Source organism: Novosphingobium pokkalii, assembly GCF_014652855.1.
Taxonomy (GTDB): domain Bacteria; phylum Pseudomonadota; class Alphaproteobacteria; order Sphingomonadales; family Sphingomonadaceae; genus Novosphingobium; species Novosphingobium pokkalii.
Map to the genome: position 1 here is coordinate 16,703 of NZ_BMZP01000017.1, position 26,517 is coordinate 43,219.

Below are 26,517 nucleotides of genomic sequence, written 5' to 3' on the forward strand. Positions count from 1 at the left end.
CGGGGTGTGCCCGCCCCCTGCCCCGGCGGTCAAGTGCCCGCGTGGGACGATGGCGCGACTGCCTGCCCCTGGCTCACCGCCACGCGCAGTTCCTTGAGACCATAGGGCTTGTTGATCACCGGAACCCCGGGCCAGCGCTCTGCGCCGATCCCCTCGCCATAGCCGGTGGCAAAGGCAAACGGCACGCCCAGTTCGGTCAGCCGGTCGGCCACCGGCGCGCTGGTGTCCACGCCCAGGTTGAAATCGAGCAGGGCAAAGGCAAACGCCTGCTGATCCAGCAGACGCAAGGCATCGCGCACCGTGGGCGCCGTGCTGACCGAAGCGGCGCCCAGTTCGCGCAGCGCGTCCTCGCCATCCAGGGCAATGATCATGCTGTCTTCCACCAGCAGCACGTCGCACCCGTCGAGCGGCGTGGTCGCGCCGCCCAGGCTGATCGGAACCGGCCCGCTGTGCCGCGCTGCGGTGACGCCCGCCACGCAGTGTTCGGGCATGGTAAAGCGTGCATGCACGCCGGCCGGGTGATAGGCGATTTCCGCCGTGCCACCCAGATCATAGGGGATCGAACGCTCGATGATCGTGCTGCCAAACCCGCGCCGGGTGGGAGGCGCCACCGGCGGGCCATCCTGCTCCTGCCAATCCAGCGTCAGACCACCGCCCGCATCGCGCTGCCACGAGATATGCACCGTGCCCTCGCCCGCCAGCGCGCCATACTTGACCGCATTGGTCATCAATTCGTGGATCACCAGGGCGATGGTGACATAGGCGGTGGGATAGAGCAGCACGTTTTCGCCCTGCGCCACCACCCGTTCGGACTGCGCGCGCAGATAGGCGCCCGCTTCCACTTCGACCAGATCAGCTAGGCGCGCCGGCCCCCAGCGATCGGCCGTGATCTGGTCATGCGCGCGGGCGAGCGAGCGGATGCGATCATCGAGGGTGGCAATGAACCCGGTGACATCGGCGGCACCGTCGCGGGTCTGGGCGATCAGGCCGCGGATCAGCGAGAGAATGTTGCGCACGCGGTGGTTGAGTTCGGCGATCAGCAGTTCCTGCCGTTCCGATGCGCGGGCGCGCTCCGCCCCGGCGGTTTCGGCCAAGCGCACCAACACTTCGAGCATGCCCACGCGCAGCGCCTCGGCCACGCGGCGCTCGGCCGGGGTGAACGGTTGGCTGGTGCCCTTGACCAGCTCGGCCCAGGCCTCGAAGCTCTTGCGCGGCGTCAGGCGCGGGCCGTTGGGACCATGGACGATTTCCTTTTCCGGCTTGCCGCCCCAGCGTACCTCGCGAAGCCGCTCGGCGCGGAACAGCACGATGTAGTCGCGCGGTTCCCGCGAGAGCGGAATGGCCAGCATGCCCGCTGCGACATCGGCGTGGGCGGCCGCCTCGGGCAGCAGCGCCGCGATCGTCTCGCTGGCAAAGACCTGGCCTGAAGAGACACGATTGAGCAGGCGCACGATGGCATCGAACTGCCCTGCATCGGGCGTCAGCCCCACCAGCGAGGTTTGCCCGCGCACGTGCACGCCAATGCCGTCAGCGGGGATCGCGTCGCCGATCACGTCGGCCAGCCACTGCGGATTGTCGAGCAGGTCGTTGTCCTGCGCCACGGTGGCGAGCAGGCGATCGGTCACGGCGCGGCCGCGCGCTTCGTATTCGCGGGCTTGGGCATTTTCGCGCGCGTCGAGCATCAGCGAAAACATCTGGCCAAACAGCTCGGCCGCACTGCGCGCTGCCATGTTGGGCAAGCGCGGCGCATAGTGGTGGCAGGCAAACAGCCCCCACAGCTTGCCGCCGACGACGATCGAGATCGACAGCGACGCGCAGACGCCCATGTTGTGCAGATATTCGATATGGATCGGCGAAACCGCGCGCAGCACCGACAGCGATTGGTCCAGCAGCACCCCATCGGGATCGCGCTGCGGCACCAGCGGCACGGGCGTTGCCCCCACATCGGCAATCACGCGAAAGGTGTTGCGCAGATAGAGTTGCCGCGCCTGCGCGGGAATGTCGCTGGCCGGGTAATGCAGGCCCAGGAAGCTGTCGATGCCATGGCGCACGGATTCGGCCACCACTTCGCCCGATTCCTGCGCATCGAAGCGATAGACCATGACGCGGTCGAAACCGGTGATCGCGCGCACCTGCCGCGCGCCTTCGCGCAGGAACGCGGGCAGGCCGTCTACCTGTTGCAGCCGCGCGATCATGCTGCGCACCACCGAAGTCGCCTCCAGTGGCTCGACCGCCGCCGGTTCGGCCTCGATCACGATCTCGCGCCCGGCAAAATGCACCGCGACGTCGAACGGCGGGCGCCCGGCCAGCAGCGGCACGGAAAAGATGCGCTCTACGGCGTCCGGCCCGCGCAGCGTGGTCAGGCGATTGCGGATGGTGTGAATAGCTTCCCGCTCGAACAGGAACGACAGCGGCTGCCCGAGCGCGTCCTGCGCACTCGTGCCGGTAAAGTCGGCCAAGTTCTGCGATACGCGCGCCACCATCCAGTCTGGCGTGACCGCAACAAGAAAGCCGAAAGGCTGGATGATGCCCAGAATGTGGATCGGCTCGCGATCGCAATTGCTGAGATCCACGGCAAAGGCTTCCGCCCGCTCGACGGGAACCTGGCCGCTCGATTCAGTTTTCTGGGTCATTCGTGCAGGCAGTAACGCGCCCACGAAAAAAAGGTGCCGAAAAATTCGGCACCCTGTTCATTTTCACGCAGGCAAGCCCGGCACGGGCTGGGCGGAGATTGCCGGGGCTTCGAAACTCGCCATCGGCCAGGCGCAATAATCGGCGGCGTAATAGGCGCTCGGGCGGTGGTTGCCGCTCTCGCCCAGCCCGCCGAACGGCATGTTGGCCGCCGCCCCGGTGGTGGGGCGGTTCCAGTTGACCACCCCGGCGCGCACGAACAGGCGGAATTCCTCCCACAAGGCCGGATCGGCAGTGATCAGGCCCGCCGAAAGGCCGAACGCCGTGTCATTGGCGCTGGCCACGGCCGCGGCAAAATCACCCACGCGGCGCACGCTCAGCACCGGGGCAAAGACTTCGCGATCGGGCACGGTCAGGCCGGTCACATCCACGATCACCGGTGCGAAGAACGCCTCGCGCCGCCCCTCCTGCGCCGCTTCGGCCAGGATCGGCCGGGCGCCGGCGGCCACTAGTTCGGCCACGGCCCCCCGCGCGGCGCGCGCTTGCACATCGCCCACCAGCGGCCCCATGAACGCTTCGCCCGGTTCATCCCACGCCGCGATCGGCAGGCGACGGGCCAGATCGACCAGCGCTTCGATCACCGCATCGCCCCAGGCACCCTCGGGCAGGATCAGCCGCCGCGCGCACGAACAGCGCTGGCCGCTGGTAACGAAAGCGGAATGCACGATGAGGCTGGCCACCGCTGCTGGATCGCCATCCCAGGCCACCAGCGGATTGTTGCCGCCCAGTTCCAGCGCCAGGATCACATCGGGCCGATCGGCAAATTGGCGGCGGAAAATCTGCCCGGCCGCGGCCGAACCGGTGAACAACAGCCCGTCGATCCGCCCTTTCAGCAGCGCCTCGCCGGTTTCGCGCCCGCCCTGCACGATGTTGAGCACGCCGTCGGGCAGGCCCGCTTCACGCCACAGGCCGATCATCGCCGCGCCAGTGGCCGGGGTCAGTTCCGAAGGCTTGAACACCACGGTGTTGCCGGCCAGCAGCGCCGGCACGATATGGCCATTGGGCAAGTGGCCGGGGAAATTGTACGGCCCCAGCACGGCCATCACGCCATGGGGGCGGTGGCGCAAGGTGGCCGTGCCAAATGGCATCTCCGCGCTGCGCGAGCCGGTGCGCTCGGCCTGCGCCGCAATCGAGACCGCCACCTTGCCGGCCATCGAGGCCTGCTCGGTGCGGGTTTCCCACAGCAGCTTGCCGGTTTCGGCGGCGATCAGCTCGGCCAGGGCCGGGCTGGCCTTGACCAGGCCGGCATAGCGCTCGGCCACGGCCACGCGCTCTTCCAGCGGAGTGCGCGCCCAGGCCGTAAAGGCGGCATGGGCCTTGTCCAGCGCAGCGCCGCAGGCAGCCGCATCGGCGACATCGCCTTCCCACACCAGGCGGCCATGGGCCGGATCGAACGACTGGAGCCTTTGGGTCACGGCAATCAACTCACGATCAGCGGCTCGCCGGGGCGGGTGCCCAGCGCGGCCAGGGTTGCTTCGGGAACGACCAGCGCCTTTTCGTCGACGCGAGCCGGGGTCAATACGGCGCGGAACGTGGCCAAGCCCGGCGTTGCCACCAGATGCAGGCGCTCCCCTTCGGCCAAGTCCACTGCGCCGGCGGCGGCCGGCAGCGTCCGCGCGTTGCGGACGGTGCGGATCTGGTCGCGCGGCGCGGTCACCGTGGGGCCGCCGTCAAAGATGTCGATCAGGCCGGAACGGGTAAAGCCCTCGTCCTCCAGCATGGCCAGCGCCCGCGCGCCGTGGCGATGCACCTTGGCAATGGCCTCTCGCGCGGCGGGATCGACCAGTTCCAGGTAGATCGGATGGCGCGGCGCCAGGTCGAGGATGAACTGCCCGTCAGTGGCGGTGATCATCCGGTCCGCATCCTCGAACGGCAGGCGGAAGAACTTGGCGGAAATGCCGTGCCAGAACGGGCTCTCGTCGCGCTCGTCGAACCAGCCGCGCAGCTCGGCCATGATGGTGGCGGCAAACAGATCGCGGTTGGCGCCGATCAGGGCATAGCGCGCCCGCGCCAGCAGCGAGCCCGCCCCGCCCTGCCGCCTGCGCGGGCGCAAGAACAGCGAGCCGACTTCCGAGGCGCCGGTGCATTCGTTGACCAGCACCAGCGCCTGGTGATCGAACCGCGTGCCCGTGGCCGAGGAATATTGCGCGAGGGTCATCACCCGGAACGAGAAGTGCGGCCGGTCCAGCCCGACCGCGCCCTTGATCCCGGCCACGCCCTCGATCCCGCCGGTTTCGCTGTCTTCCAGCATCAGCGTGTACCAGGCCTGCTGCGGCGGCACTTCGCGCGCAAAGCTTTGCGCGGAAAGCGCCAGCCGCTCGGCCAGCACGGCGCGATCCTCGGGCAGGCTGGTAAAGCCCTTGCCCGACAGGAACGCGAGATCGAGCAAGGCGTCGATGTCGGCCGGGCCCGCCGGCCGCACCACCAGCATCAGGCCGCCACCGACTGGCTGGCCGCCACGTTGCCCCAGCCGCGCGCACGGGCGTCGGCCAGCGTCGCATCAAGCCGGGCCAGCGCTTCGTCCACTTCCGCCGCCGTGATCAGCAGCGAAGGCAGCATGCGCACGCAGTTTTCGCCGCCGCCGGCCACCAGCAGGCCATGCTCGCGCGCCAGCGCCATGACTTCGCGGTTGTTGGCGTGGAGCTTGAGGCCCATGAGCAGGCCCTTGCCGCGCGTCTCCACGATCTGATCGGGATAGCGCGCCGCCAGTGTGGCAAAGCCGGTGTAGAAACGGTCGGACATCGCGGCAACATGCGCCAGCGTGGCGTCTTGCGCAATCACGTCGAACACCGCCAGGCCCACGGCCATGGCCAGCGGATTGCCACCAAAGGTGGTGCCGTGCACGCCGGTGACCATGCCGCTCGCCGCTTCGGCGGTGGTCAGGCAGGCGCCAATCGGGAAGCCGCCGCCCAGCGCCTTGGCAATCGCCATGATGTCGGGCTCCGCGCCGGGGAACCACTGGTGGGCAAACAGCTTGCCGGTGCGGCCCATGCCGCTCTGCACTTCGTCGTGGATCAGCAGCACGCCGGCCTCGCGCGTCAGGCGGCGCAGTTCCAGCAGGAATTCGCCCGACAGCGCCCGCGCGCCGCCTTCGCCCTGCACCGGCTCGACAATCACTGCCGCCGTGGTCGGCCGGGCAATCGCCTCGGCCAGGGCGGGCATGTCGTCGATCGTCATCTGGTGGAAACCGGGCAGGCGCGGGCCGAACCCTTCGAGATAGGTCGGATTGCCCGAGGCATTGATCGCGGCATAAGTGCGGCCGTGGAACGAGCCGGCAAAGCCGATCACGTCGATCCGTTCCGGATTGCCCTTGGCATGGTGATAGCGGCGCGCGGTCTTGAGCGCGGCTTCCACCGCCTCCGTCCCCGAATTGGCGAAATAGACCAGGTCGGCAAAGGTCGCGCCGGTCAACTTTTCGGCCAGCGCCTCCTGGCCGGGAATGCGGAAGATGTTGGATACGTGCCACAGCTTGTGCGCCTGCGCGGTAAGCGCGGCGACCAGCGCGGGATGGGCGTGGCCCAGGCTGCACGTGGCAATGCCTGCCACGCAATCCAGGAAGCGGCGCCCGTCGCGCGCTTCCAGCCACACGCCTTCCCCACGCTCCACTTCGATCTGGGCACGGGCATAGAGCGGCATCAGGGCTTCAGACATGACGATTTCTCCCCGCAATCGATGTGCGGCGTGTTGTGTTGCGATCAGGTAAGAGCCATCCCCCGCACGGTTGCGCGCGGGGGCGGCAAAGGCGTCAGGCGGCGGCGGTCATCTTGAAGATGCCCGTGGCGTTGCCGCTATCGAAGGTGAGGTCGAGCTTGCCGGTGGCCGGATCGACGCGGCGGGTGATGAACTCGAAGAACGAGCCCGGCACTGTCTGCGCCGTCAGCGTGCCATCGGCGGCGCGGAACGAACGCTTGACCTGCGCCGCGCGCAAGGCGGTCTGGCGCACCCGGCCGGAGGCGGAGACTTCCACCTTGTCCTTGATGCTGCGGCCCGCTTCGCGCTCGCCTTGTGCCGTGGCTTCCACGTCGGTCACGCGGTCGGTCACGTGGTTGAAGGCATTGCCCTCGGTCGAAATCCAGGCGGCTTCCGCGCTTTCGGCCAGCAGGATCTCATAGTCGCTTTCGAACGGCACGGGATGCTGGCGATCGAACAGCGTCATCACCACCTTGAGCGCAGCAGCAGCATCCTCCTGCGGCACGCTGCCACCGGCGGCAAAGCGCGCCAGCACCTGCGCCGTAGCGGCGTCCAGGCGATCGAGCGCCGGGCCGAACACACGCACCGCCGCCTTGGCAAAGGCCGGCGAGAACTGGTCGACATGCAGTTCGCTGACGAAGAACTGCGGCATGGTTTCGGGCAGGCGCGCATGGCACCAGACATGGCCGGTCATCTTGAGGCGCGGCAGCGGATAGACGCCCACTTCGACATAGCCGAGCGGTTCGAGCACGCGGCGGAACGCCTCCACCCCGTTCGGCATGGCGCAACGCGCGCCCTGCGGCAGGGCCACGGTGCGCAGGGCGCCATGGTCGAGCACGATGCGACGGCCCTCGCGCTGGCACTGCTCCACATATTCGCCGCCTTCGGGAACGCGCTTCAGCAGATCGGCAAAGAGGACCAGATTGAGCGCCTCGGCAAAGCGCAGCGCATCGACTCCATTGACCGGGGCATGGCCACCCACCGGCACCATCGGCGCGGCCAGCGCACGAATCTTCGTCGCAGCCTCGTGCCCGAGGACATTTTCGACAAGGTCTGCGCCCGCGCCTTGTTCGATGGTTGCCAAGTTCGGCATCATGCGCCCTTTCGATCTAATATCGTCCCGCAGCGCAATTTATGCTAGGAAAGTGGCGCTTCAAAACGGGGAAGCATCATCTGTTGATCGGGTTTTGGAATGAGCGAATCACGCCGTGAACTCCCCTCGATGACCGCGCTGGCCTGCTTCGTGGCCGCCGCGCGCGAAGGCGGCTTCTCCCGCGCCGGGGAACAGCTCGGCCTGACGCAAAGCGCGGTCAGCCGGCAGATCGCCCTGCTGGAAGAGAGCTTGCAGACCCCGCTGTTCCAGCGACACGGCCGCCGCGTCACGCTGAACGAGGCCGGGCGCGCCTATGCCGAGGATATCGAGCCGGCGCTGCGCCGCATCCGCATGGCGACCGCCAAGGCGATGGACCGGGGCAGCCGCCGCGACCTGACGATCGCCACCCTGCCCAGCTTCGGCATGCGCTGGCTGGCCCCGCGCCTGCCGGGCCTGACCGCGCGGCATCCGGAACTGACGGTGAACTTTGCCGCGCGCTCGTTTCCGTTCGATCTGCGCGAGGAACGCTTTGACGCCGCGATCCACTTTGGCGCGGCCGATTGGGACGATGCAGTGATGGTGCCCCTGTTCACCGAGCAGGCGGTGGTGGCCTGTGCCCCGTCATGGCTGGCGGCAGAGCGGGTGGAACGGCCGGCCGATCTGCTGGGCAAGCCGCTGCTGTTCCAGATTTCACGCCGCACCGCGTGGAACCGCTGGTTCGCGCTGGCCGGCATCGACGGCCTGCCACCGCTCAAGGGCGCGACCTTCGAGCATTTCCTGATGCTGGCGCAGGCGGCGGCGGCTGGCTCGGGCGCGGCGCTGCTGCCACGCTTCCTGATCGAGCCGGAACTGCAATCGGGCGCACTGGTCACGCCCTTTGCCACGGCCCTGGTCGATGAGGGCCAGTATTACCTGGTCCTGCGGCCGGACTGGCGAGACCACCCCGGCCTGGTCAAGTTTCACGACTGGCTGGTGGACGCGGCGCGCGAACAGGGGATGCGCGCCGCCCCGTGATGCCTGGTGTTCAGGCCTGGCCCTGCCCGGCGTCCTGCCCGGCGAGCCGCGCTTCGAGGTCGGCGATGCGCGCCTTGAGCGTTTCGACTTCCTCGCGCGCGGCGGCGGCCATGTCCTTGACCGCGGCAAACTCCTCGCGGCTGACGAAGTCGAAGCCGCCGAACACTTCGCGGGCCTTTTCGCGCGCGGTTTCGCCCGCTTCGCGGCCCAGGCCGGCCAGCGTACCGGCAGCGCTGTTCAGCACCTTGACGAAATCGGCGATCATCGGGTTTTCGGTCTGCATGGCGGCCCATCCTGGGGTTGAACGTGTGGCCGCCTACATGGTGCGGGCGCCCGCGAACCGCAAGCGCCCAATCCACTTAATCCCGCACAGAGTCGCGCGATTTACAGGTTCACCCGCACCGCCGCCTGCGGCGCAGCCGCACCATCAGCACCGGGATTGGCCTGGATGAACTGGAAATTGAGCACGGCGGCAAAGCATACCCAAGCGAGGTAAGGCGCCAGGAGCCAGCCCGCCGCCGGGCGCACCCGCCGGAACAGGAACAGGGTCAGCGCCACCAGCGGGATCAGCGCCAGGATGATGCCCTGCGCCACGACCATGCGATGCAGCGCGAAGAACACCGGGCTCCAGGCCAGGTTGAGCAGCAACTGGACGATGAAGGCCGCCACCGCGCCCGGCCGGCCCGGCGCACCGCGCGCGGAGAGGACCATGGCCAGCGCCAGCCCCATCATCAGGTAGAGCACGCTCCACACGATGCCGAACGTGGCCGGGGGTGGAAACAGCGCCGGCTTGACCAGGTTGGCAAACCACGGGTTGTCCGGCCCGCTGCCGGCCGAGCGGCCGGACAGGAAACCGAGCCCCAACACCAGCGGAATGGTGAAAAGGGACCAGCGCATGAGGCTGGCACGAAGCTGCGCGGGCGAAGCAAGATAACGCATGGTGTGGTTTTACGTCTGCCTCAAGCAAATGGTTCCGAAGCGGCCGGTTCCGCCGCCCGGTATGGCAAGTGTCGTGGCTCTAGGCAATTGGCGAGGGAATCTCATTCCGAAACGCAGATATAAGGAATTCTACGTTGCCCTCCGGCCCGGTGATCGGGCTTTCGACAATCCCCTGCACGTCCCAGCCTTCGCCCTCCAGCCAGTCGCGCACTTCGCTGCAGACCCGCGCGTGCAGCGCCGGATCGCGCACCACCCCGCCCTTGCCCACTTCGCTGCGCCCTACCTCGAACTGCGGCTTGATAAGCGCCACCAGCCGGGTGGGCCGCGCCGCCAGCGACAGTGGCACTTCCAGCACCTTGCGCAAGGCGATGAAGCTGGCATCGCACACCACCCAGGTGGCGGCCTGGTCGATATGGGCAGGGGTCAGGATGCGCGCGCTGGTTTGCTCCAGAACGGTGACACGCGGATCCTGGCGCAGCTTCCACGCCAACTGGTTGGTGCCCGAATCCACCGCAAAGACATGGGTGGCCCCCTTTTGCAGCAGGACATCGGTGAACCCGCCGGTGGAACTGCCGATGTCCATCGCCACCACCCCGGCCGGATCGAGCCCGAAGTGGTCGATCGCATGGGCCAGCTTGATGCCGCCGCGCGACACCCACGGGTGATCGCGGCCGCGCACCTCGATGGCGGCATCGGCGGGCACGGTCTGCCCGGCCTTGGCTACCTTGGCCTCGCCGGCGAAGACCAGGCCGGCCAGGATCAGCGCCTGGGCGCGGGCGCGGCTTTCGGCCAGACCGCGTTCGACCAGAAGCTGGTCCACGCGCTGTTTCGTGGCGGGTTTGGCACGGGGTGCCGGATCGGGCGGGGGCGTTCGGCTTGTCGTCACGCGCGCTTCCTTCCATAAGCCGGGCATGAAGATCAACCATGTGGCCCGGTCCGGGCACAATTCTCCGCTGCTTCCTGCCCGGTTTCGCGCCTGTGTCGCGACCTTCGCTCTCCTGACGCTCGCCACGGCCTGCGCGCCGCAGGCGGTGATTCCGCCCGCTCCCGTGCGCCCTGCGCCGCCGACGCCCCGCCCGGCCCCGCCGCCAGTGGCCGCCACCCGATCCAGCGACTGGCGCGATTGGCCGCAAACGCCGGGCACCTGGCGCTATGCCGATGGCCGCGCGCAATTCGGGCAGCCGGGCGCCGCGCCTGTGCTGGCCATGGAATGCCGCCAGGGCCAGGTCGCCCTGATCATTGCCGGGGCAGCGGGCCAGCCGGTGCCCGCCGCGATCACCACCACCAGCCAGCAACGCGCGCTCAGCGCGGTGCCCGCCGATGCGCAGAGCCTGGTCATCACCCTGCCCGCGCGGGACAATCTGCTCGATGCCATGGCGTTCAGCCGGGGCCGCTTCATGGTGGACGTGAACGGCCTGCCCACGCTGATCCTGCCCGCATGGGCAGAAGTGGGCCGCGTGGTGGAGGATTGCCGCTGAAAGTCGCCGGAATTGGCGGTTTTCCGGTGCATCGGCGCAGGCACGAAGCGGCGATTTTGACGGCAAAATAAATGAATGCAAGTCTTGTTGTTTGGCGATCGATTGCGCACATAGATCACAAGGTCGGTGAGCGGTTCGCAAGCCCTCCCGGCCTAGCTGTTTCGGAACGCCCCGGGCAGCGACTTTGGCTCAACAGCGCGAAAGGAGGTGATCCGATGTCTCATGGTTCAGCAGAGAGGTCGGCATTCCGCAGCGCGAGGCATTATCGCTGATTTCCAGCACAGCGATAAAGGCTTCGTGAGCGGCACTTCCGGCCGCTGACCATGCGAAGGGCCGTTTCGGGACTGCCGAAGCGGCCCTTCACATTTATTTCTTTTTCCTTGCGTTTGGCGCAACAATCGTTCAACGGGCGAATCACCGATTCCCTATCTTCAAGGATGATTGTGCCATGGCGACCACCGCCGCGCCCGCGTTGCGCTTTACCCGCGTTCCCCACCCCGCGCCGGCCACGGCGCAGGTGCGCGCGGAGGTGCTCGCCAATCCGGGCTTCGGCACCAAGTTTTCCGACCACATGGTGTCCATCGAATGGACCGAAGCAGAAGGCTGGCACAAGGCCGAAATCCTGCCCTATGGCCCGATCGCGCTCGATCCGGCGGCCGCCGTGCTGCACTATGCCCAGGAAATCTTTGAAGGGCTGAAGGCCTATCGCCTCGCCGATGGCGGCATCGCCCTGTTCCGCCCCGAAGCCAATGCCGCGCGCTTCAATGCCTCGGCCCGGCGCCTGGCCATGGCCGAAATTCCCGAAGACCTGTTCGTACAGGCGGTGGAACAGCTCGTCCTCACCGATGCAGACTGGTTCCCCACGGTCGAAGGCGGCTCGCTCTACCTGCGCCCGTTCATGTTCGCGTCGGAAGCCTTCCTCGGCGTGCGCCCGGCCAAGGCCTATCGCTTCATGGTGATCGCAAGCCCGGCCGGAAACTACTTCAAGTCCGGCTCGCCCGCCGTGTCGATCTGGGTCAGCGACTATACCCGCGCCGCACCCGGCGGCACGGGCGCAGCCAAGTGCGGCGGCAACTATGCCGCCAGCCTGGTGCCTACGGCCGAGGCTTTTGCGCGCGGCCATGACCAGGTGCTGTTCCTCGACGCGGCCGAGCACAAGTGGATCGAGGAACTGGGCGGGATGAACCTGTTCTTCGCCTTCGACGATGGCTCGATCCTCACCCCGCCGCTTTCGGGCACGATCCTGCCGGGCATCACCCGCGAGAGCCTGATCGCCCTGGCGCGCGAGGAAGGCCTGACCGTGCGCGAGGAACGCTACAGCCTCGACCAGTGGCGCGCCGATGCCGCTTCGGGCAAGCTCGTCGAAACCTTTGCCTGCGGGACGGCCGCGGTCGTCACCCCGGTGGGCAAAGTGGCCGATCACAACGGCGAATTCGTGATCGGCTCGGGCGGGCCGGGCCAGCTCACGCAAAAGCTGCGCCAGCGCCTGGTCTCGATCCAGCGCGGTGAAGCCGAAGATACCCACGGCTGGGTCCGCAAGATCGCCTGATCTGCCCTTGCCGCCACCCGCATCCTGCGCCTATCCATCGGGAAAAGGCGGGGGATGCGTGTGGCGCGATTGACGTTGGAACAAGGGCTTTTCCGGCTCAACCGATTGACCAGGGCGCTGTCGTGGCTGTTGCCCATCAGCGGTAGCACGATGGCCGTGGCCCTGATCGGTGACGGTCCCTTGGACGGCGTTGCACGACTGCCTTCAATCATGGGACCCTTCACGGTTATCGCTCTCGTGGTCATGATCGTGACTATGGCGATGTGCTGCATGTGGTTCTATCGCGCCAATGCCAATCTGCGCGCAGCCGGCATTCCCCTGAAACACGGGCCGACGATGGCATGGCTCTGGGCATTCGTTCCGATCGCCTCGCTGTTCAAGCCATTTGACGTCATGCGCGAGATCTGGAGCCAAAGCATGGAACTGTCGTCCGGCCACACTCCCAAGGCGCCCCCGTTGATGGCGCAATGGTGGGGTGCCTGGGTCGTGGCGACACTCAGCATGAACCTGTCGGGCAGCCGCCACGTTGTCGATACCGAAATGGATCGTTTTGTCCTGACCCCGATTGCCGCGCTCGCCGGCTTGACCGCTTGCGTTCTGTTCCGGGTCCTGGTCCGCCAGGTGAACACGGCACAGCACGAACGCGCCGCAACGTCGGTGTTCGCCTGACCTAAGGGACGGCTCGCCGCCACGGGCAATCACGCCGATAGGCCGGGGATGGCATCGGCCCCATCCTTTCCCGTCACCCGCGCCGATGCGCTGGCGCGCCTGGCGCAATTCGTGCCGCAGGCTGGCGCCGCCTATGCCAAGGGGCGCAATTTCGATCACGGGCCGGGGCAGCATCGCGCCGTCTCGCGCCTGTCTGCCGCACTGCGCCGCCGCACGATCAGCGAGGCCGAAGTGGTGCGCGCCGTGCTTGCGGCGCACGGGCCAGAGGCTGCGGCCAGTTTCATCAGCGAAGTATTCTGGCGCACCTACTGGAAAGGCTGGCTGGAGCAGCGCCCGGCGATCTGGACCCGCTATTTGGCCGGGCGAGACGCTGCCACAGCCCGCCTGGCCCGCGATCCTGATCTCGCCGCGCGGCACCGGGATGCCCTCACCGGCCGCACCGGGATCGATGCATTCGACCACTGGATCGGCGAACTGGCCGAGACCGGATACTTGCACAACTGGGCACGGATGCAGGTCGCCTCAATCTGGATCTTCACGCTGGGCCTGCCGTGGCAGCTGGGCGCCGCCCATTTCCTCGACCAGTTGCGCGATGGTGATCCGGCCTCCAACACGCTGTCCTGGCGCTGGGTGGCAGGGCTGCATACGGCGGGCAAGGCCTACCTGGCCGATGCCGCGCGCATCACCGCGATGACCGATGGCCGCTTTCATCCCCGGGGCCTGGCCACGCAGGCGATCATTCCCGGCGACGCACCCGCGCCCCTGGCCGCACCATGGCGCACCACCCCGGCAGTCGATCCGGGTCGCCCAGCCCTGCTGTGGATCACGCCCGAAGACGCGGGACTGGAGCAGGAGGCCGCCCTTGCCCGCCTGCCTGTGCGCGCCGTGGTTGCCTGTCGCAGCGATGCCGGCACTGCCGCAGACGCGGCTGCGCTGGATGACGCGCTGGCCCGCGCGGCGGCCCATTGGAACGCACCGGTGCAGTGGATCAACAGCCCGGCCGAACTGGCCGCTGCGGCTCAGGGTGCCGGAACCACGCAGATTGTCACCGGTTTCGTTCCCGTCGGCCTGCGTGCCGATGCCTTGCCCGCGATCCGCGCCGCGCTGTCTGCGCAAGGCTGCGTTCTGGCCGAGCATCTGCGCGCATGGGACAAGGCCGTCTGGCCGCACTGCCGGCGTGGCTTCTTTGCCCTGAAACAGGAGATTCCCGCCTTGCTGAAAGACCTGGCATGAGCGATTCGGCCCGCAGCAGCGCCAGCGCGCGCAAGGTGCCCAGCGGCCGACTGTCGCGCCTGGCGGCGTTCGGCCAACTGGCCGGGGGCCTGGCCGGTGGTGTCGTGGCCGAAGGGGCCAAGCGCCTGGCGCGCGGCGAGCGCCCGCAATTGAGTGACCTGGTGCTGACCCCGGCCAATGCCCTGCGCGTGACGGAGCAGCTTTCCCGCCTGCGCGGCGCGGCGATGAAACTGGGCCAGATGCTCTCGCTCGATGCCGGTGACATGCTCCCCGCCGAACTCACCGCGATCCTGGCGCGGTTGCGCGATTCGGCCCATCACATGCCGCCCGCGCAATTGCAGAAAGTGCTCAATGCCGAATGGGGCGCGGACTGGCGCCGCCGCTTTGCCCACTTCGACCCGCGCCCGCTGGCGGCCGCCTCGATCGGGCAGGTCCACCGGGCCCGCCTGCCCGATGGGCGCGAACTGGCGATCAAGGTGCAGTATCCGGGCGTTGCCGCCAGCATTGATGCGGATGTGGACAACGTGGCCACGCTGCTGCGCCTGTCCAACCTGCTGCCCGCCTCGCTCGACATCGCGCCGCTGCTGGAAGAGGCCAAGCGCCAGTTGCACGAAGAGGCCGACTATGTGCGCGAGGCAGCGCAGATGCGCCACTATCGCGATCTGCTGGCTGACGACCCGCGCTTCCTGGTGCCCGCGCCGGTGGAAGAGCTGACCACCACCCGCGTCCTGGCGATGGACTATGTCGCAGGGCGGCCGATCGACACTTTGGCGGAAGCGCCGCAGGAGCAGCGCGACGCGATGCTGACCGCGCTGCTCAACCTGGTGCTGCACGAGTTGTTCGTGTTCGGCTACATGCAGACCGATCCCAACTTTGCCAACTATCGCTGGCAGCCCGACAGCGGCAGGCTGGTGCTGCTCGATTTCGGCGCGGCCCGTCCGGTCCCGGCCGAGACCGCCGCTGCCTATCGCGCCGTGCTGGCCGCCGGGCTTGCCGAAGACCCGCAGGCGCTGCGCGAGGCGATCCTGCAAGTGGGTTTCGTCTCCCCCACTCTGCTCGAACGGCACGGCGAGCGCATCGATGCGATGATCGCGATCCTGATGGCGCATCTCTCGCGCCCCGGCCCGCTCGATTTCTCGGACCGCCGCTTCGTGGAAGACCTGCGCCGGATCGGCCGCCCGATTGCCGAAGACCGCGCCGCCTGGCACGTGCCGCCGGTGCAGACCCTGCTGGTGCAGCGCAAGGTCAGCGGCACCGCGCTGCTCGCCGTGCGCATGCGGGTGCGCGTGCCGATCCGCGATCTGGCCGCCGAAGCGATCAGAACGCGCTGAAATCGTCGTCGGCGTGGACCAGCGCCAGGTTGCCGTGAACGGCGTGCGATACAGGCGCCGACCGCGCAGGCTGCGCCGCCGGGCGATAGGCGCCCGCCCGGTTGGCGATGGCAAAGCGATCGACCAGGTCGGTCAATTGTCGCGCTTCGGTGGCCAGGCTCTTGGCTGCGGCCGTCGCTTCTTCCACCATGGCCGCGTTCTGCTGCGTGGTGCGATCCATGCCGGCCACGGCCACGTTGATCGTGCCCAGGCTCTGCGACTGGTGCTCCGATCCCTCGCGAATGCGTTCGACCAGCGCGGTGATCTGGGCAATGCGCTGCCCGATCGCGCCGAATGCCTCACCCGCGCGGCGCACCAGTTGCACCCCGCCCGAAACCTCGCGGCCCGACGATTCGATCAGGCTGCGGATCTGGCTGGCCGCGTCCGACGATCGCTGTGCCAGGGCGCGCACTTCGCTGGCCACCACGGCAAAGCCCTTGCCCGCTTCGCCCGCGCGCGCCGCTTCGACCCCGGCGTTGAGCGCCAGGAGGTTGGTCTGGAATGTGATGCCGTCGATCACGCTGATGATCTGGCTGATCTCGTCAGAGGCTTTCTCGATATTGCCCATGGCGGACACCGCCTCGCGAATGGTCTGGCCGCCCTCGCCCGCCTCGCGCACGGCAGTGCTGACCACGCCGGCGGCTTCGGTGGCGCTGCTGGCGGTGTCCTTCACCGTGCCGGTCACTTCGCCCAGCTTGGCCGCAGCGGCGCTGAGGTCGGCCGCCTGCGCTTCTGACCGCAGGGAAAGATCGTGGCTGGCGGCATCGATTTCGCGCGCGCCGTTCTCGATCGCGGCCGCTGCCATCGAGACCGAACTGATCGCATCGTGCAGCGCCTTGACCGCGCCGTTGAAATCGGTGCGCAGCTTGGCAAAGGCGGGGGAGACTTCGGGCATCGTCACGGTCAGATCGCCCTGCGCCAGGCGATCGAGCGCGCTGACCATGGCATTGACCAGGGTGCGCATCTCGTGGTCGGCTTCCTCCCGCGCCTTGCTGGTTTCGCGCAGGTTCACCGCCGCCCGCGCCAGTTGGCCGATATCGTCGGCGCGATCGCCAAACGGCACCATGGTGTTGTAGTGGCCATCGGTGATCCGGCCGATGGTGCTGGCCAGTTCGCCCAGCTCGCCCGAAATCGAGCGACGCACGCGGCGCGCCAGAAGAAACGAGAAGGCGCCGATCAAGCCGCTGATCGCCCCGGTCACGGCCAGCGTCACCCAGGCCAGCATGGTCTGTTGCGCGTCCACCGCAGCGGCCTTGGCGATCACCGGATTGCGGATCTTCTCGATCGTGTCGTCGATCTCGTCGCCCATGTGTTCCGCCTGCTTGAGCGTGGCATGGTCCACCTGGCCATTGGCGAAGGCCTGATTGACCAGGGCGACATAGCGGTCGAACTTGCCGGCCACCTCGTCCACCACGGCATCTTCGGAATCGTCCAGCTCGGCCTTGGCGGCGGTCATCGAATCCTTCATGTCGCCGATATTGCCGTCCACGTCCTTGCGGCTATCGGCGGTGTTGATTGCGGCATGGCGGAACACGTCGCGCGCCAGCGAGGTGAAATCCTTTTCCAGCATCGCCGCGCGCAAGGCCTGCTGGGCATAGACATGGGCCTGCTTCTGGCGATCGAGGGCGAGCAGCGAGCTGGTGATGATCGTGGCAAACATCACCACGGCGGAAATGATCGCCGCGCGGGCCTGGATATTGAGCCGCGCGTCGATCGACTTGTCTTCCAGACTGCCCAGCCGCGCGCCTGTCCATGCCATGTTTGGTACTTTCATTGATGCCTTCGGGGCAGGCCCTGCTGCGCCTGCGGTTCAGCGCATGGCGATAGCGCGCACCGTGCAAGGCTTCGGTAACCGGGGCATCCGGCGATTACCTTACGGTGCGGAAACTAACGCGGGCAAACCCCTGGCGTTGCCCCGGCAAGCTGCATGGTGTGGGTGCGGTCCATCGCCTCGCGCGCGGAGAGGCGCCGCGCCGCGCCGGTCTGCCCGTCGATCAGCAGGGGCGCGTGGCATTCATCGTCCACCAGGCGAGTGGTGATCGCCGCGTCGCCATCGCGCGGAAAGGTCAGCAGCATGCGATCGTGCGCGTCGCGATAGACCACGCGCATGACCGGGGTTTCGCGCGGCCCGGTGGCCCGGCGGGCCGGCGCATCGTGGCAGGCGTTCACCAGCGCCAATGCAGGCAGCAGAAGGCTAGTCTTCCACCACCTTGAGCAGCCGCCGCTCAAGCGGGGAGAGGACGCCGGCCAGCTCGTGCCCGCGCTTGAGCACTTGCCCCGCTTCGCCATAGAGCGCCCACATGCCCTGGCGGCCACGCAGCGCGGGGCGCTTTTCGATGCGCGCGGTAGGGCGCTCGGCGGTGCGCCGAAAGGCGGAGAAACTGGCCGCTTCCTTGCCGAAATCCATCGCATAGTCGCGCCACAGCCCCGCCGCCACCATGCGGCCGTAAAGATCGAGAATGCGCAGCAGTTCCAGCCGGTCGAACGCCACTTGCGCGGCGATACGCGCGGCCGGCACCAGCGGCACCACGTTGCCCGGCATGTCAGCCGGCCCATTGACGGGCGCGCTCAGGGCATCACCGTCTGCTGCGCAAGCAGCGCCGCCACTTGCGCCTTGAGCGCGGCCACTTCGGCTTCCAGTGCCTCTACCCGCGCGGCATCGGCCACGCCGGACAGATCGGGGCAAGGGTCCGCGCAGGGCGTGCCATAGGGCATGAAATCGCGCAGCCAGGCCTCCATTGGCACATGGGTGGGCCGCGCTTTCCAGCCGACCATCGTGGTGCCCGGGGCAACATCCTCGGTCACCACCGCATTGGCGCCAACCCGTGCGCCTTCGCCCACCGTGATCGGTCCCAGGATCTGCGCGCCCGAACCGACGATCACCCCGTCGGCCAGCGTGGGATGGCGCTTGCCCGCCACGCCGTTGGCCGGATTGGTGCCGCCCAGCGTCACGCATTGGTAGATCGTCACCGTGTCGCCGATCTGCGCCGTCTCGCCGATCACGGTAAAGCCATGATCGATGAACAGATGGCGGCCGATCGTGGCGCCGGGATGGATGTCGATCCCGGTCAGGAACCGCGCCAGATGGTTGACCAGCCGCGCCAGGAAAAACATTCGCCCTTCGAACAGCCAGTGCGCCACGCGATGCAGCGCCACGGCCCAGAGACCGGGGTAAAGCAGGATTTCCCAACGCGAACGCGGCGCCGGATCGCGGGCACGAATGGAATCCAGGTATTCGATCAGGCCTGAAACCATCGCCCCTTATGTCTCCTTGGCGCCTGCGCGGTCAATCCGCGCCCTGCACTTGCGCCAGCGCATCGCGCACCAGCGATATGGTGACGGGCGCCTTGCGCTCAAGGCTGAGGCGGTCGATTGTTTCCACCAGGGTTTCGGCCGCGGCATGGCTGCGCTCCACCCGGGGCAGCAGGAACGCCAGCACGCCATCGCCCAGAGCCAGCCCGCGCCGCGCGGCATGCTCTTCCAGCAGTTGCACCAGCAGCTCCTCATCGGGCGCGGGAATGGTCAGCGCCATCGACCCGCCCAGGCGCGAGCCCAGGTCGGGCAGTTTCACCCGCCATTGCCCCGGCCCGGCATCGTTGATCAGCAACAGCGGCCGGCCGCTGGCCTGCGCGCGGTTCCAGGCGTGGAACACCTCGTCTTCGGGCAGGCGATCGGCGCCGTCGAGCGCGTCGCCCAGATCCGAGGCGACGAACCAGCGCGCCAGCAGGCTTTTGCCCGAACGCGAGGGGCCAGACAGGATGCAACTGCGATAGGGCCAGTCCTGGCCCGCCATCAGGCCATCGATCACCGGTTGCAGCGACGGGCCGACCACGATGTTTTCAGCGCCGTGGGCCGGCGAAAGAGGAAGGGCAATCTGGCTGGTCATGGCAGGCCATATAGGAACGAGGGAACGGGAAGGGAACGGCCCATAGCCCCTGACCGGCGCCGAAACCGTGCGAATCTGGGGGCTACCCTGTGGATCGCACCACCGGGGGTGGGGATAAGACCGGGAAAACCAGCGCTATCTGCGGATCGAGAGGGCGTTGGCCCCGGCCGTCACTTTCCAGCCCTGCGCGCGCAGGGCCGCCGCCAGGGTTTCCAGATTGCCGGCATAGGTCACGCGCAGCACCGAAGTGCCGCCGATCGCCACGCTGCTGGTGGCCGCGCCCTGCACCCCGGCCACGCCGCGCACGGCAGCCAGGCCAGCGTCGAGCGCGGCGCCGTCGGCGGTTGCCACCTGCACGGTGAACGTGGCCGCCGCCGGCCCGGCCGGCGCCGCGCCGGTTACTGGTACTCCCGGCGCGGGCGTCGTGCTCGGCGCAGACTGCTGCACCGGCCCCAGCGAATCGAGGATCTGGTTGATCAGCTTGGTATCAAGCTGCGGCGCCATGTTGAGCGAGGGATCGGGCGCAAGCTGCCCCTGCTGCAAGGCCTGGGTGTAGAGCGCGTCGAGGCGGTGGACGGCATCGGCCAGCATCTGCGGCAACTGGTCGTCGCTCGGCGCGGTCAGGTCGAACTGGCCGATGAAGCGGTTGTCCGGCCCGTGGCGCGCGGTGAACGTGCCGTGGATCGGGCCGCCGGGGAATTCGCGGGTCAGCCGGGCGATCGGCATCACCACGTCGGCCGCGCCGAATTCGTCGAGCACCAGGCGCCACCAGTTGCGGCTGCGCCGGGTCAGTTGCCCTTCGGTCAGCAACAGCGAATCGGCACCCCCGCCATTGGGGCGGACATAGTCGATCGCGCTTTCGCCGGTGTGGAATTCGGCCCAGGCCCGTTGCCAGGGCGTGCGCGTTTCATAGACCGAAGCCACGCCGCCTTCATAAAGCACCGGAATGATCAGCAGCGGCGCAGAGCGCGCGACCTGGCCATGCATGCCCAGATAGCCGCCGGTGCGGGCGCGATCGAACGTCACGCCCAGCCGCGCGATATAGCGGTGCGGGCCGATCTGCTCCTGCTCCACGACCACTGCCGCTACCATGGCATCAAGCGTGCCAGCATCGAGCGCGGGGGCCTCACCTCCGCCCAGGCTGTTGGTTTTCCAAAGCTTTTGCCAGGCCAGCTTTTCCGCTTCCTGCCAACCCTTGGCGCGCGCATCGGCGGCAGAGCTGCCCTGCACGTTGACCTCGATCCCGCTCACCTCAAAATCGCCGGTGCTGGCGATCGGAGCGATGCCGCGATCGCCCTCGATCTGCGCCAGGATCGCCGGGCCGACCAGCGCTCCGCCCACGGCCAGCACCAGCGCACCGGCACCAGACAGCAGCCACGAGCGGGAAAAACGAAGCGGACGGGACAGGCGCAGGACGGCCAAGGGAACTCCGGACAAAATGTGCCGGGCGCTTTTGCCCAAAGGCAAGTGGAAATCCAAGCCGGAAACGGCTAGGCGCCGATCATCATGGCCAACGACACCTCCAAGCCCCAGAGCTATTCCTACGAACAGGCCGGCGTGAACATCGCCGCCGGCAACGCATTGGTGAAGGCCATCGGCCCGCTTGCCAAGGCCACCGCACGCCCCGGCGCCGACGCCGAACTGGGCGGATTCGGCGGCTTTTTCGATCTCAAGGCAGCCGGTTACAAAGACCCGCTGCTGGTCGCGGGCAACGATGGCGTGGGCACCAAGGTGAAGCTGGCGATCGATCATGATCGCCACGATGCGATCGGCATCGACCTGGTTGCGATGTGCGTCAACGATCTGATCGTGCAGGGCGCCGAACCGCTGTTCTTCTTGGATTATTTCGCCACCGGCCGGCTCGACAACGGCGTGGCGGAGCGAGTCGTGGCCGGCATTGCCGATGGCTGCAAGCTGGCTGGCTGTGCCCTGATCGGCGGCGAGACGGCGGAAATGCCGGGCATGTATGCCGATGGCGACTATGACCTTGCCGGTTTCTGCGTCGGCGCGGTGGAACGCGGTGAGCAACTGACCGGCGACAAGGTGGCGGCCGGAAACGTGCTGCTCGGCCTCGCTTCGTCGGGCGTCCATTCCAACGGTTATTCGCTGGTACGGCGCCTTGCCGCCGACAAGGGCTGGAAGCTCGATCGCCCGGCGCTGTTCGACAACGAGCGCCTGCTGATCGACGTGCTGATCGAACCCACGCGCATCTATGTGAAGACGCTGCTGCCGTTCATCCGCTCGGGCCGGATCAATGCCCTCGCCCACATCACCGGCGGTGGCCTGCTGGAAAACGTGCCCCGCGTGCTGCCCAAGGGGCTCCATGCGCGGATCGATGCCGATAGCTGGGAGCAGCCGCGCCTGATGGCCTTCCTCCAGGCCCAGGGCAATATCGAGCCGGGCGAAATGGCGCGCACCTTCAACTGCGGCATCGGCATGGTACTGGCCGTGGAGGCTGGCGAAGCGGAAAGCCTGTCTGCCGACCTGACCGCTGCGGGCGAAACCGTGTTCACCATCGGCACCGTGGTGGAAGGCGACAAGGGCTGCACCGTGTTCGGCAGCGCCGAAGCCTGGTCTGCGCGCGAAGCCTGGGAAGCGGTGCACATCGGCTGAGGTTCGGGTGCGGGGGGCTTCGACAAACTCAGCCCGAACGGGGGGTGGTGACAATTTCTCCTAACCCAACAGTCCGTTCGGCCTGAGCCTGTCGAAGGCCCCAGCGCCCACCCACACCAACCCAGCGCGCCAAGGATTGAACACAGTGGCCAAGGCAAAGGTAGCGGTTTTCATCTCGGGCAGCGGCACCAACATGGCTGCCCTGCTCTATGCCAGCCGTGCGCCCGGTTGCCCGTACGAGATCGTGCTGGTGCTTTCCAACGATCCCGCCGCCAAGGGCCTGGCCCTGGCCGCGGCCGAGGGCGTGCCCACCTTTGCCCTGCCGCACAAGGGCATTCCCCGCGCCGAGCACGACGCGCTGATGGAAGCGCAAGTGCTGGCCCATGGCGCGCGCTATATCGCGCTGGCGGGCTACATGCGCATCCTCTCGCCCGAATTCGTGGCCCGCTGGGACGGGCGCATGCTCAATATCCACCCTTCGCTGCTGCCGCTCTACAAGGGCCTGCACACCCACGAGCGCGCGATTGCCGCCGGGGACAGCCACGGCGGCTGCACCGTCCACCTGGTCACCCCGGAACTGGATGACGGGCCGATCCTGGGCCAGACGCGCGTGGCGATCCTGCCCGGCGACACGCCCGAGACGCTGGCGGGCCGCGTGCTGTTTGCCGAACACCAGCTCTATTCGCGCTGCCTCGAAACGCTCGTCACCCGCGAGACCAGCCCCGATTGGCTGACCGCGCAAGTGCGCGAACGCGCCATGGCCCTGCCCGAGGCGGACGAAGTGAACAGCCATGGCATGTCCTGCTTCGGCGTGATCAAGGGCAAGAAATTCGCCTATGTCAGCGCCGATCACCACGGCGATGGCCGCGTGGCGCTGCTGGTCAAGATCAGCGGGATCGAGGAACAGGCGCAGTTGATCGAGAACGATCCCGAGCGCTTCTTCCGGCCGGCCTATTTCGGCGACGGCTGGGTGGCCATCCGCCTTGACCTTGGCGACGTCGATTGGGACGATATCGCCGCCTGGCTGCAACGGAGCTGGGCCGCCGTCGCGCCCCGCCGCCTTGCCGCCATGCTGGAGTTCTGATCGCGATGGCCGCCGATCCGATGCGCCGCATCTATGTCCACGTCGGTCTGCAATCGTTTGTTGAATCGAGCGGCGGGCTGTTCATTGCCGGCTTCCTGGTGGCGCAGGGCTTTTCCCATGGCATGGCCCTGGCCGCCTTTGCCGGCACGCTGCTGGCGCGTTTTGCCCTGCGCGGGCTGGTGCTGCCGCTGGCCTGGCGCGCGGGCCTGCGCACCGTGGTGCTCATTGGCGTGCTGGTGCGCGTGGTCAGCTTCCTGCTGCTGCCGTTCGTGCCGGGCGCGGGGCCGGTGCCGGCCGTGGCCATGCTCGCCCTGTTCATCCTGGTGACGGGCCTGGGCAGCGTGCTCTATTGGACCGGCTGGCACAGCTTCGTCTCGGCGCTGGCCGACAGCGACCGGGGCGGCCGCCAGGTGTCGATCCAGCAGGCGACCACCGCCGTGGTCGGCATCGTCGCGCCGCTGGTCGGCGGGCTGCTGGTCGATCGCGCCGGTCCGCTGATCGGCTTTGGCGCGATTGCCCTGGTGCAACTGGCCGCCGTGCTGCCGCTGATTGGCGCGCCCAACCCGCATGTGGCGCGCGAGGCCGCGCTCGACCGGCCGCTGACGCTGTTCGCCCGCCGTCTCTATCTGTCCGAGGGGTTCCACGCCGGCTGCGCCACGGTGATCTGGAACCTGGCGCTGTTCGTTACCCTGGGCCAGCATTTCGATGCCTTTGGCGGGGCAATTGCCGTGGCTGGCGTGGCCGCTGCCGCCGGCAGCTTGCTGATCGGCCATCTGATCGACGGCGGCCGCCCGCTGCATTCGCTGGCGCTGGCCTATGGCGCGGCGATCCTGGCCCTGCTGGCCAAGGCCCTGGCATTCGACACGCCGCTGGCCGCCGTGGGCGCGACGGCGCTGGGCGCACTGGTCACGCCGATGGCGGCCACGGCGATGCTCGCCCCGCTCTATGCCATGGCCCGCGCCTCTTCGTGCACGCTGCGCTTCAACATGGCCACCGAAGGCGGCTGGGATCTGGGCTGCTCGCTGGCCTGCCTGATCGCCGCCGGCCTGCTGGAGGCCGGGGCCGGGTTCCGCCTGCCGATCCTGCTCGGCCTGATCGCGGTCGGCGCGATCTGGCGCATGCTGGCGGGATGGTATGGCCGCCAGGGCGTTACGGCCTAAGCCCTAGACAAATCGCGGCCGGGGTGGGACCACAGCCCCACATGACCATCTATCACTGGATCTTCCTGGCGCTGGCCACGGTTGCCGAAGCGGCCACCCTGCTGCGCGTGATCCTGCGGCCGCACCGCGATCCCGCCGCGCGCTTAGCCTGGCTGGTGGTGGTGATGGTGCTGCCGGGGCTGGGCATTCCCGCCTATATCCTGTGGGGCGACACGCGCCTGATCCGCCGCCGCCGGCTGCACGGGCTGGGCGTGGAGGCCGCGCTGCCGCGCCCGCCGGCCGATCCCGCCGGGTCGGCCGCCATTGCCGCCAGCCCCTGGCAACCGCCCTTCGCCCTGGCCGCCTCGGTCAATGGCCTGGCCGCCACCACTGGCAACCGCGCCCGGATCGCCGCCGACAACCGCGCCGCGATCGCCGCGATCATTGCCGATATCGAGGCTGCGCAAGCCAGCGTCCACGTCTGCTTCTACATCTGGCTCGATGACGAGAGCGGCGCCGCCCTGGCCCAGGCGCTGATCCGCGCAGCCCGGCGCGGGGTGGCGGTGCGCGTGCTCGCCGATGCGCTCGGCTCGCGCCGGTTCTTGCGTTCGGCCCACTGGCAGGCGCTGCGCGACGCCGGGGTCGATGCGCGCGAGGCGCTGCCCGTGGGCAACCTGCTGTGGACGCTGATCCGTGGCCGGGTGGACTTGCGCAACCACCGCAAGGCGGTGGTGATCGACAATGCCATTGCCTGGTGCGGCAGCCAGAACGCGGCCGATCCCGAATTCCGCATCAAGCCGCGCTTCGCCCCATGGGTGGACGTGATGACGCGCTGGGAAGGCCCCGTCGCCCGCCAGTGGCAGTTCCTGTTCGCGGCCGACTGGATGGCCGAAGGCGGCGATGATCTGTCAGCCTTGCTCGAACAGCCGCTCCCGACCTGCGGCGACGGTATCGTGGCCCAGGCCATCGGTACCGGGCCGACCGTGGCCTATGGCGCGATGAATGCCTGCTTTGCCGCGATGATTCACGCCGCGCGCCGCAGCCTGACAATCACCACGCCCTATTTCGTGCCCGGCGAGCAGGTGCTGACCGCCCTGGTCAGCGCGGCCCGGCGCGGCGTGGCCGTCACCCTGATCGTCCCGCGCCGCAACGACAGCCGCTTCGTCGCCGCCGCCAGCCGCAGCTATTATCCCTCGCTGCTCGAAGCAGGGGTGCATATCTTCGAATTCCTGCCCGGCCTGCTCCACGCCAAGACCATGGTGGCCGACGACAGCGCCGGCATCATCGGCTCGGCCAACCTCGACCGCCGCAGCTTCGAGCTGAATTTCGAGAACAACATCCTGTTCGCCGATGCCACCCTGGCCCGCGACCTGGCCGCCCGCCAGCGCGAATGGCTCGGCCAGTGCCTGGCCATCACCCCCGCCATGGCCGCGCGCACCCCACTGCCCAAGCGGCTATGGCGCAACACCCTGGCGATGATGAGCCCGCTGTTGTGACGCCCACGAGAAAAGGGCCGGGAAGCGGCATGCTCCCCGGCCCTTTTCGCCATCAGCAATCCGGTATCGGATCAGCCGACGATTTCTTCGGGCTTGAAGAAGAAGGCGATTTCGATCGCGGCGTTTTCTTCCGAGTCCGAACCGTGGACGGTGTTGGCTTCGATCGATTCGGCCAGTTCCTTGCGGATCGTGCCGGCATCGGCGTTGGCCGGGTTGGTGGCGCCCATGATGTCGCGGTTGCGCTTCACGGCGTCTTCGCCTTCCAGAACCTGGACGACCACGGGGCCGCTGGTCATGAACGAGACCAGGTCACCGAAGAAGGGACGCTCGCGGTGCACGCCGTAGAAGCCTTCGGCCTGTTCCTTGGTCATCTGGATGCGCTTGGAAGCAACCACGCGCAGGCCGGCTTCTTCCAGCATCTTGGTGACCGCGCCGGTCAGGTTGCGGCGGGTGGCGTCGGGCTTGATGATCGAAAAGGTGCGGGTAACCGCCATGATGCGTTCCTTGCGAAGGTGGGCGTTGTTTGGGCGCGCCCCTAGCCGGAATGGGCCGCATCCGCAAGGCGCGGGGCAA

General features: G+C 68.0%; 25 protein-coding genes. 10 read left to right on the top strand and 15 right to left on the bottom strand.

Features of this window, described 5'->3' with window-relative positions; all coding sequences use genetic code 11:
• Nucleotides 1-29 precede the first annotated feature (29 nt).
• The 5 genes from IE191_RS15915 to IE191_RS15935 form a co-directional block, all read right to left on the bottom strand.
• Nucleotides 30-2,633 (bottom strand): HWE histidine kinase domain-containing protein, encoded by a 2,604-nt coding sequence (locus tag IE191_RS15915; RefSeq protein ID WP_191325379.1) that lies wholly within the window; start codon nt 2,631-2,633, stop codon nt 30-32.
• A 63-nt stretch (nt 2,634-2,696) separates the two neighbouring features.
• Nucleotides 2,697-4,106, bottom strand: coding sequence for a succinylglutamate-semialdehyde dehydrogenase (gene astD / locus IE191_RS15920; protein ID WP_191325380.1), 1,410 nt, complete (start codon nt 4,104-4,106; stop codon nt 2,697-2,699).
• Nucleotides 4,107-4,111: 5 nt separating this feature from the next.
• Complete coding sequence (astA, locus tag IE191_RS15925) at nt 4,112-5,122, bottom strand: arginine N-succinyltransferase (RefSeq protein WP_191325381.1); 1,011 nt, start codon at nt 5,120-5,122, stop codon at nt 4,112-4,114.
• On the bottom strand, nt 5,122-6,342 hold the full coding sequence (locus IE191_RS15930) for an aspartate aminotransferase family protein (protein WP_229815491.1): 1,221 nt from the start codon (nt 6,340-6,342) through the stop codon (nt 5,122-5,124). The genes astA and IE191_RS15930 overlap by 1 nt, the downstream gene beginning before the upstream one ends.
• Nucleotides 6,343-6,436: 94 nt before the next feature.
• Nucleotides 6,437-7,477, bottom strand: a complete 1,041-nt coding sequence (locus tag IE191_RS15935; protein WP_229815493.1) for a DUF1338 domain-containing protein — start codon at nt 7,475-7,477, stop codon at nt 6,437-6,439.
• Between the two features lie 96 nt (nt 7,478-7,573).
• On the opposite strand from IE191_RS15935, the gene IE191_RS15940 reads away from it, so the two are divergent.
• Nucleotides 7,574-8,488, top strand: a complete 915-nt coding sequence (locus IE191_RS15940) for a LysR substrate-binding domain-containing protein (protein ID WP_191325382.1) — start codon at nt 7,574-7,576, stop codon at nt 8,486-8,488.
• Nucleotides 8,489-8,498: 10 nt separating this feature from the next.
• Here the strand turns inward: IE191_RS15940 and IE191_RS15945 are convergent, their stop codons facing one another.
• The 3 genes from IE191_RS15945 to IE191_RS15955 form a co-directional block, all read right to left on the bottom strand.
• Nucleotides 8,499-8,771 carry an accessory factor UbiK family protein gene (locus tag IE191_RS15945; protein WP_191325383.1) on the bottom strand — a complete coding sequence of 91 codons (273 nt, stop codon included), beginning with the start codon at nt 8,769-8,771 and terminating at the stop codon, nt 8,499-8,501.
• 101 nt (nt 8,772-8,872) lie between these two features.
• Complete coding sequence (locus IE191_RS15950; protein ID WP_191325384.1) at nt 8,873-9,427, bottom strand: TspO/MBR family protein; 555 nt, start codon at nt 9,425-9,427, stop codon at nt 8,873-8,875.
• Between the two features lie 79 nt (nt 9,428-9,506).
• The gene (locus IE191_RS15955) at nt 9,507-10,313 is read right to left on the bottom strand and encodes a TlyA family RNA methyltransferase (RefSeq protein ID WP_229815495.1); all 807 of its coding nucleotides are present in this window, start codon (nt 10,311-10,313) and stop codon (nt 9,507-9,509) included.
• Between the two features lie 25 nt (nt 10,314-10,338).
• Here IE191_RS15955 and IE191_RS15960 point away from each other — a divergent pair, with 25 nt between their 5' ends.
• The 5 genes from IE191_RS15960 (at nt 10,339) to IE191_RS15980 (ending at nt 15,687) form a co-directional block, all read left to right on the top strand.
• On the top strand, nt 10,339-10,905 hold the full coding sequence (locus IE191_RS15960) for a hypothetical protein (RefSeq protein ID WP_191325386.1): 567 nt from the start codon (nt 10,339-10,341) through the stop codon (nt 10,903-10,905).
• A 448-nt stretch (nt 10,906-11,353) separates the two neighbouring features.
• Nucleotides 11,354-12,454, top strand: a complete 1,101-nt coding sequence (locus IE191_RS15965; protein WP_191325387.1) for a branched-chain amino acid aminotransferase — start codon at nt 11,354-11,356, stop codon at nt 12,452-12,454.
• A 150-nt stretch (nt 12,455-12,604) separates the two neighbouring features.
• Nucleotides 12,605-13,123, top strand: coding sequence for a DUF4328 domain-containing protein (locus tag IE191_RS15970; RefSeq protein ID WP_191325388.1), 519 nt, complete (start codon nt 12,605-12,607; stop codon nt 13,121-13,123).
• Nucleotides 13,124-13,171: 48 nt separating this feature from the next.
• Nucleotides 13,172-14,356 carry an FAD-binding domain-containing protein gene (locus IE191_RS15975; RefSeq protein WP_191325389.1) on the top strand — a complete coding sequence of 395 codons (1,185 nt, stop codon included), beginning with the start codon at nt 13,172-13,174 and terminating at the stop codon, nt 14,354-14,356.
• The gene (locus IE191_RS15980) at nt 14,353-15,687 is read left to right on the top strand and encodes an ABC1 kinase family protein (RefSeq protein ID WP_191325390.1); all 1,335 of its coding nucleotides are present in this window, start codon (nt 14,353-14,355) and stop codon (nt 15,685-15,687) included. Before IE191_RS15975 ends, IE191_RS15980 begins: the two co-directional genes overlap by 4 nt.
• Here the strand turns inward: IE191_RS15980 and IE191_RS15985 are convergent.
• The 6 genes from IE191_RS15985 to IE191_RS16010 all read right to left on the bottom strand — a co-directional run bounded on the left by IE191_RS15985 (nt 15,674) and on the right by IE191_RS16010 (nt 21,034).
• A complete protein-coding gene (locus tag IE191_RS15985) occupies nt 15,674-17,485 on the bottom strand; it encodes a methyl-accepting chemotaxis protein (RefSeq protein WP_191325391.1) in 1,812 nt (603 codons plus the stop codon). The two genes, IE191_RS15980 and IE191_RS15985, sit on opposite strands and share 14 nt — an antisense overlap.
• A 128-nt stretch (nt 17,486-17,613) precedes the next feature.
• Entirely contained in the window at nt 17,614-17,904 is a 291-nt protein-coding gene (locus IE191_RS15990; protein WP_229815497.1) for a hypothetical protein, read from the bottom strand.
• Between the two features lie 16 nt (nt 17,905-17,920).
• Entirely contained in the window at nt 17,921-18,268 is a 348-nt protein-coding gene (locus IE191_RS15995) for a DUF2794 domain-containing protein (RefSeq protein ID WP_191325393.1), read from the bottom strand.
• Between the two features lie 26 nt (nt 18,269-18,294).
• Nucleotides 18,295-18,981 (bottom strand): serine O-acetyltransferase EpsC, encoded by a 687-nt coding sequence (gene epsC, locus IE191_RS16000; RefSeq protein ID WP_191325394.1) that lies wholly within the window; start codon nt 18,979-18,981, stop codon nt 18,295-18,297.
• 31 nt (nt 18,982-19,012) lie between these two features.
• On the bottom strand, nt 19,013-19,612 hold the full coding sequence (locus IE191_RS16005) for an HdaA/DnaA family protein (protein ID WP_191325395.1): 600 nt from the start codon (nt 19,610-19,612) through the stop codon (nt 19,013-19,015).
• Between the two features lie 135 nt (nt 19,613-19,747).
• Complete coding sequence (locus IE191_RS16010; protein WP_229815499.1) at nt 19,748-21,034, bottom strand: heavy-metal-associated domain-containing protein; 1,287 nt, start codon at nt 21,032-21,034, stop codon at nt 19,748-19,750.
• A gap of 84 nt (nt 21,035-21,118) precedes the next feature.
• On the opposite strand from IE191_RS16010, the gene purM reads away from it, so the two are divergent.
• The 4 genes from purM (at nt 21,119) to cls (ending at nt 25,944) form a co-directional block, all read left to right on the top strand.
• Entirely contained in the window at nt 21,119-22,225 is a 1,107-nt protein-coding gene (gene purM, locus IE191_RS16015) for a phosphoribosylformylglycinamidine cyclo-ligase (protein ID WP_191325396.1), read from the top strand.
• A 145-nt stretch (nt 22,226-22,370) separates the two neighbouring features.
• Nucleotides 22,371-23,309, top strand: a complete 939-nt coding sequence (gene purN / locus IE191_RS16020; RefSeq protein ID WP_191325397.1) for a phosphoribosylglycinamide formyltransferase — start codon at nt 22,371-22,373, stop codon at nt 23,307-23,309.
• Between the two features lie 5 nt (nt 23,310-23,314).
• A complete protein-coding gene (locus IE191_RS16025; RefSeq protein ID WP_191325398.1) occupies nt 23,315-24,469 on the top strand; it encodes an MFS transporter in 1,155 nt (384 codons plus the stop codon).
• 41 nt (nt 24,470-24,510) lie between these two features.
• Nucleotides 24,511-25,944, top strand: coding sequence for a cardiolipin synthase (gene cls / locus IE191_RS16030; RefSeq protein WP_191325399.1), 1,434 nt, complete (start codon nt 24,511-24,513; stop codon nt 25,942-25,944).
• A gap of 71 nt (nt 25,945-26,015) precedes the next feature.
• Here cls and ndk read toward each other — a convergent pair whose 3' ends face one another.
• Nucleotides 26,016-26,438 (bottom strand): nucleoside-diphosphate kinase, encoded by a 423-nt coding sequence (gene ndk / locus IE191_RS16035; RefSeq protein WP_022675339.1) that lies wholly within the window; start codon nt 26,436-26,438, stop codon nt 26,016-26,018.
• Nucleotides 26,439-26,517: the final 79 nt, after the last annotated feature.

Excerpts from the sequence above, each read along its gene's own strand:
- IE191_RS15915 (WP_191325379.1), bottom strand. The coding sequence starts at position 2,633 with ATGACCCAGAAAACTGAATCGAGCGGCCAGGTTCCCGTCGAGCGGGCG.
- astA (WP_191325381.1), bottom strand. The coding sequence starts at position 5,122 with ATGCTGGTGGTGCGGCCGGCGGGCCCGGCCGACATCGACGCCTTGCTC.
- IE191_RS15930 (WP_229815491.1), bottom strand. The coding sequence starts at position 6,342 with ATGTCTGAAGCCCTGATGCCGCTCTATGCCCGTGCCCAGATCGAAGTG.
- IE191_RS15935 (WP_229815493.1), bottom strand. The coding sequence starts at position 7,477 with ATGATGCCGAACTTGGCAACCATCGAACAAGGCGCGGGCGCAGACCTT.
- IE191_RS15940 (WP_191325382.1), top strand. The coding sequence starts at position 7,574 with ATGAGCGAATCACGCCGTGAACTCCCCTCGATGACCGCGCTGGCCTGC.
- IE191_RS15945 (WP_191325383.1), bottom strand. The coding sequence starts at position 8,771 with ATGCAGACCGAAAACCCGATGATCGCCGATTTCGTCAAGGTGCTGAAC.
- IE191_RS15950 (WP_191325384.1), bottom strand. The coding sequence starts at position 9,427 with ATGCGTTATCTTGCTTCGCCCGCGCAGCTTCGTGCCAGCCTCATGCGC.
- IE191_RS15960 (WP_191325386.1), top strand. The coding sequence starts at position 10,339 with ATGAAGATCAACCATGTGGCCCGGTCCGGGCACAATTCTCCGCTGCTT.
- IE191_RS15965 (WP_191325387.1), top strand. The coding sequence starts at position 11,354 with ATGGCGACCACCGCCGCGCCCGCGTTGCGCTTTACCCGCGTTCCCCAC.
- IE191_RS15970 (WP_191325388.1), top strand. The coding sequence starts at position 12,605 with ATGGCCGTGGCCCTGATCGGTGACGGTCCCTTGGACGGCGTTGCACGA.
- IE191_RS15975 (WP_191325389.1), top strand. The coding sequence starts at position 13,172 with ATGGCATCGGCCCCATCCTTTCCCGTCACCCGCGCCGATGCGCTGGCG.
- IE191_RS15980 (WP_191325390.1), top strand. The coding sequence starts at position 14,353 with ATGAGCGATTCGGCCCGCAGCAGCGCCAGCGCGCGCAAGGTGCCCAGC.
- IE191_RS15985 (WP_191325391.1), bottom strand. The coding sequence starts at position 17,485 with ATGGCATGGACAGGCGCGCGGCTGGGCAGTCTGGAAGACAAGTCGATC.
- IE191_RS15995 (WP_191325393.1), bottom strand. The coding sequence starts at position 18,268 with ATGCCGGGCAACGTGGTGCCGCTGGTGCCGGCCGCGCGTATCGCCGCG.
- epsC (WP_191325394.1), bottom strand. The coding sequence starts at position 18,981 with ATGGTTTCAGGCCTGATCGAATACCTGGATTCCATTCGTGCCCGCGAT.
- IE191_RS16005 (WP_191325395.1), bottom strand. The coding sequence starts at position 19,612 with ATGACCAGCCAGATTGCCCTTCCTCTTTCGCCGGCCCACGGCGCTGAA.
- purM (WP_191325396.1), top strand. The coding sequence starts at position 21,119 with ATGGCCAACGACACCTCCAAGCCCCAGAGCTATTCCTACGAACAGGCC.
- IE191_RS16025 (WP_191325398.1), top strand. The coding sequence starts at position 23,315 with ATGGCCGCCGATCCGATGCGCCGCATCTATGTCCACGTCGGTCTGCAA.
- cls (WP_191325399.1), top strand. The coding sequence starts at position 24,511 with ATGACCATCTATCACTGGATCTTCCTGGCGCTGGCCACGGTTGCCGAA.
- ndk (WP_022675339.1), bottom strand. The coding sequence starts at position 26,438 with ATGGCGGTTACCCGCACCTTTTCGATCATCAAGCCCGACGCCACCCGC.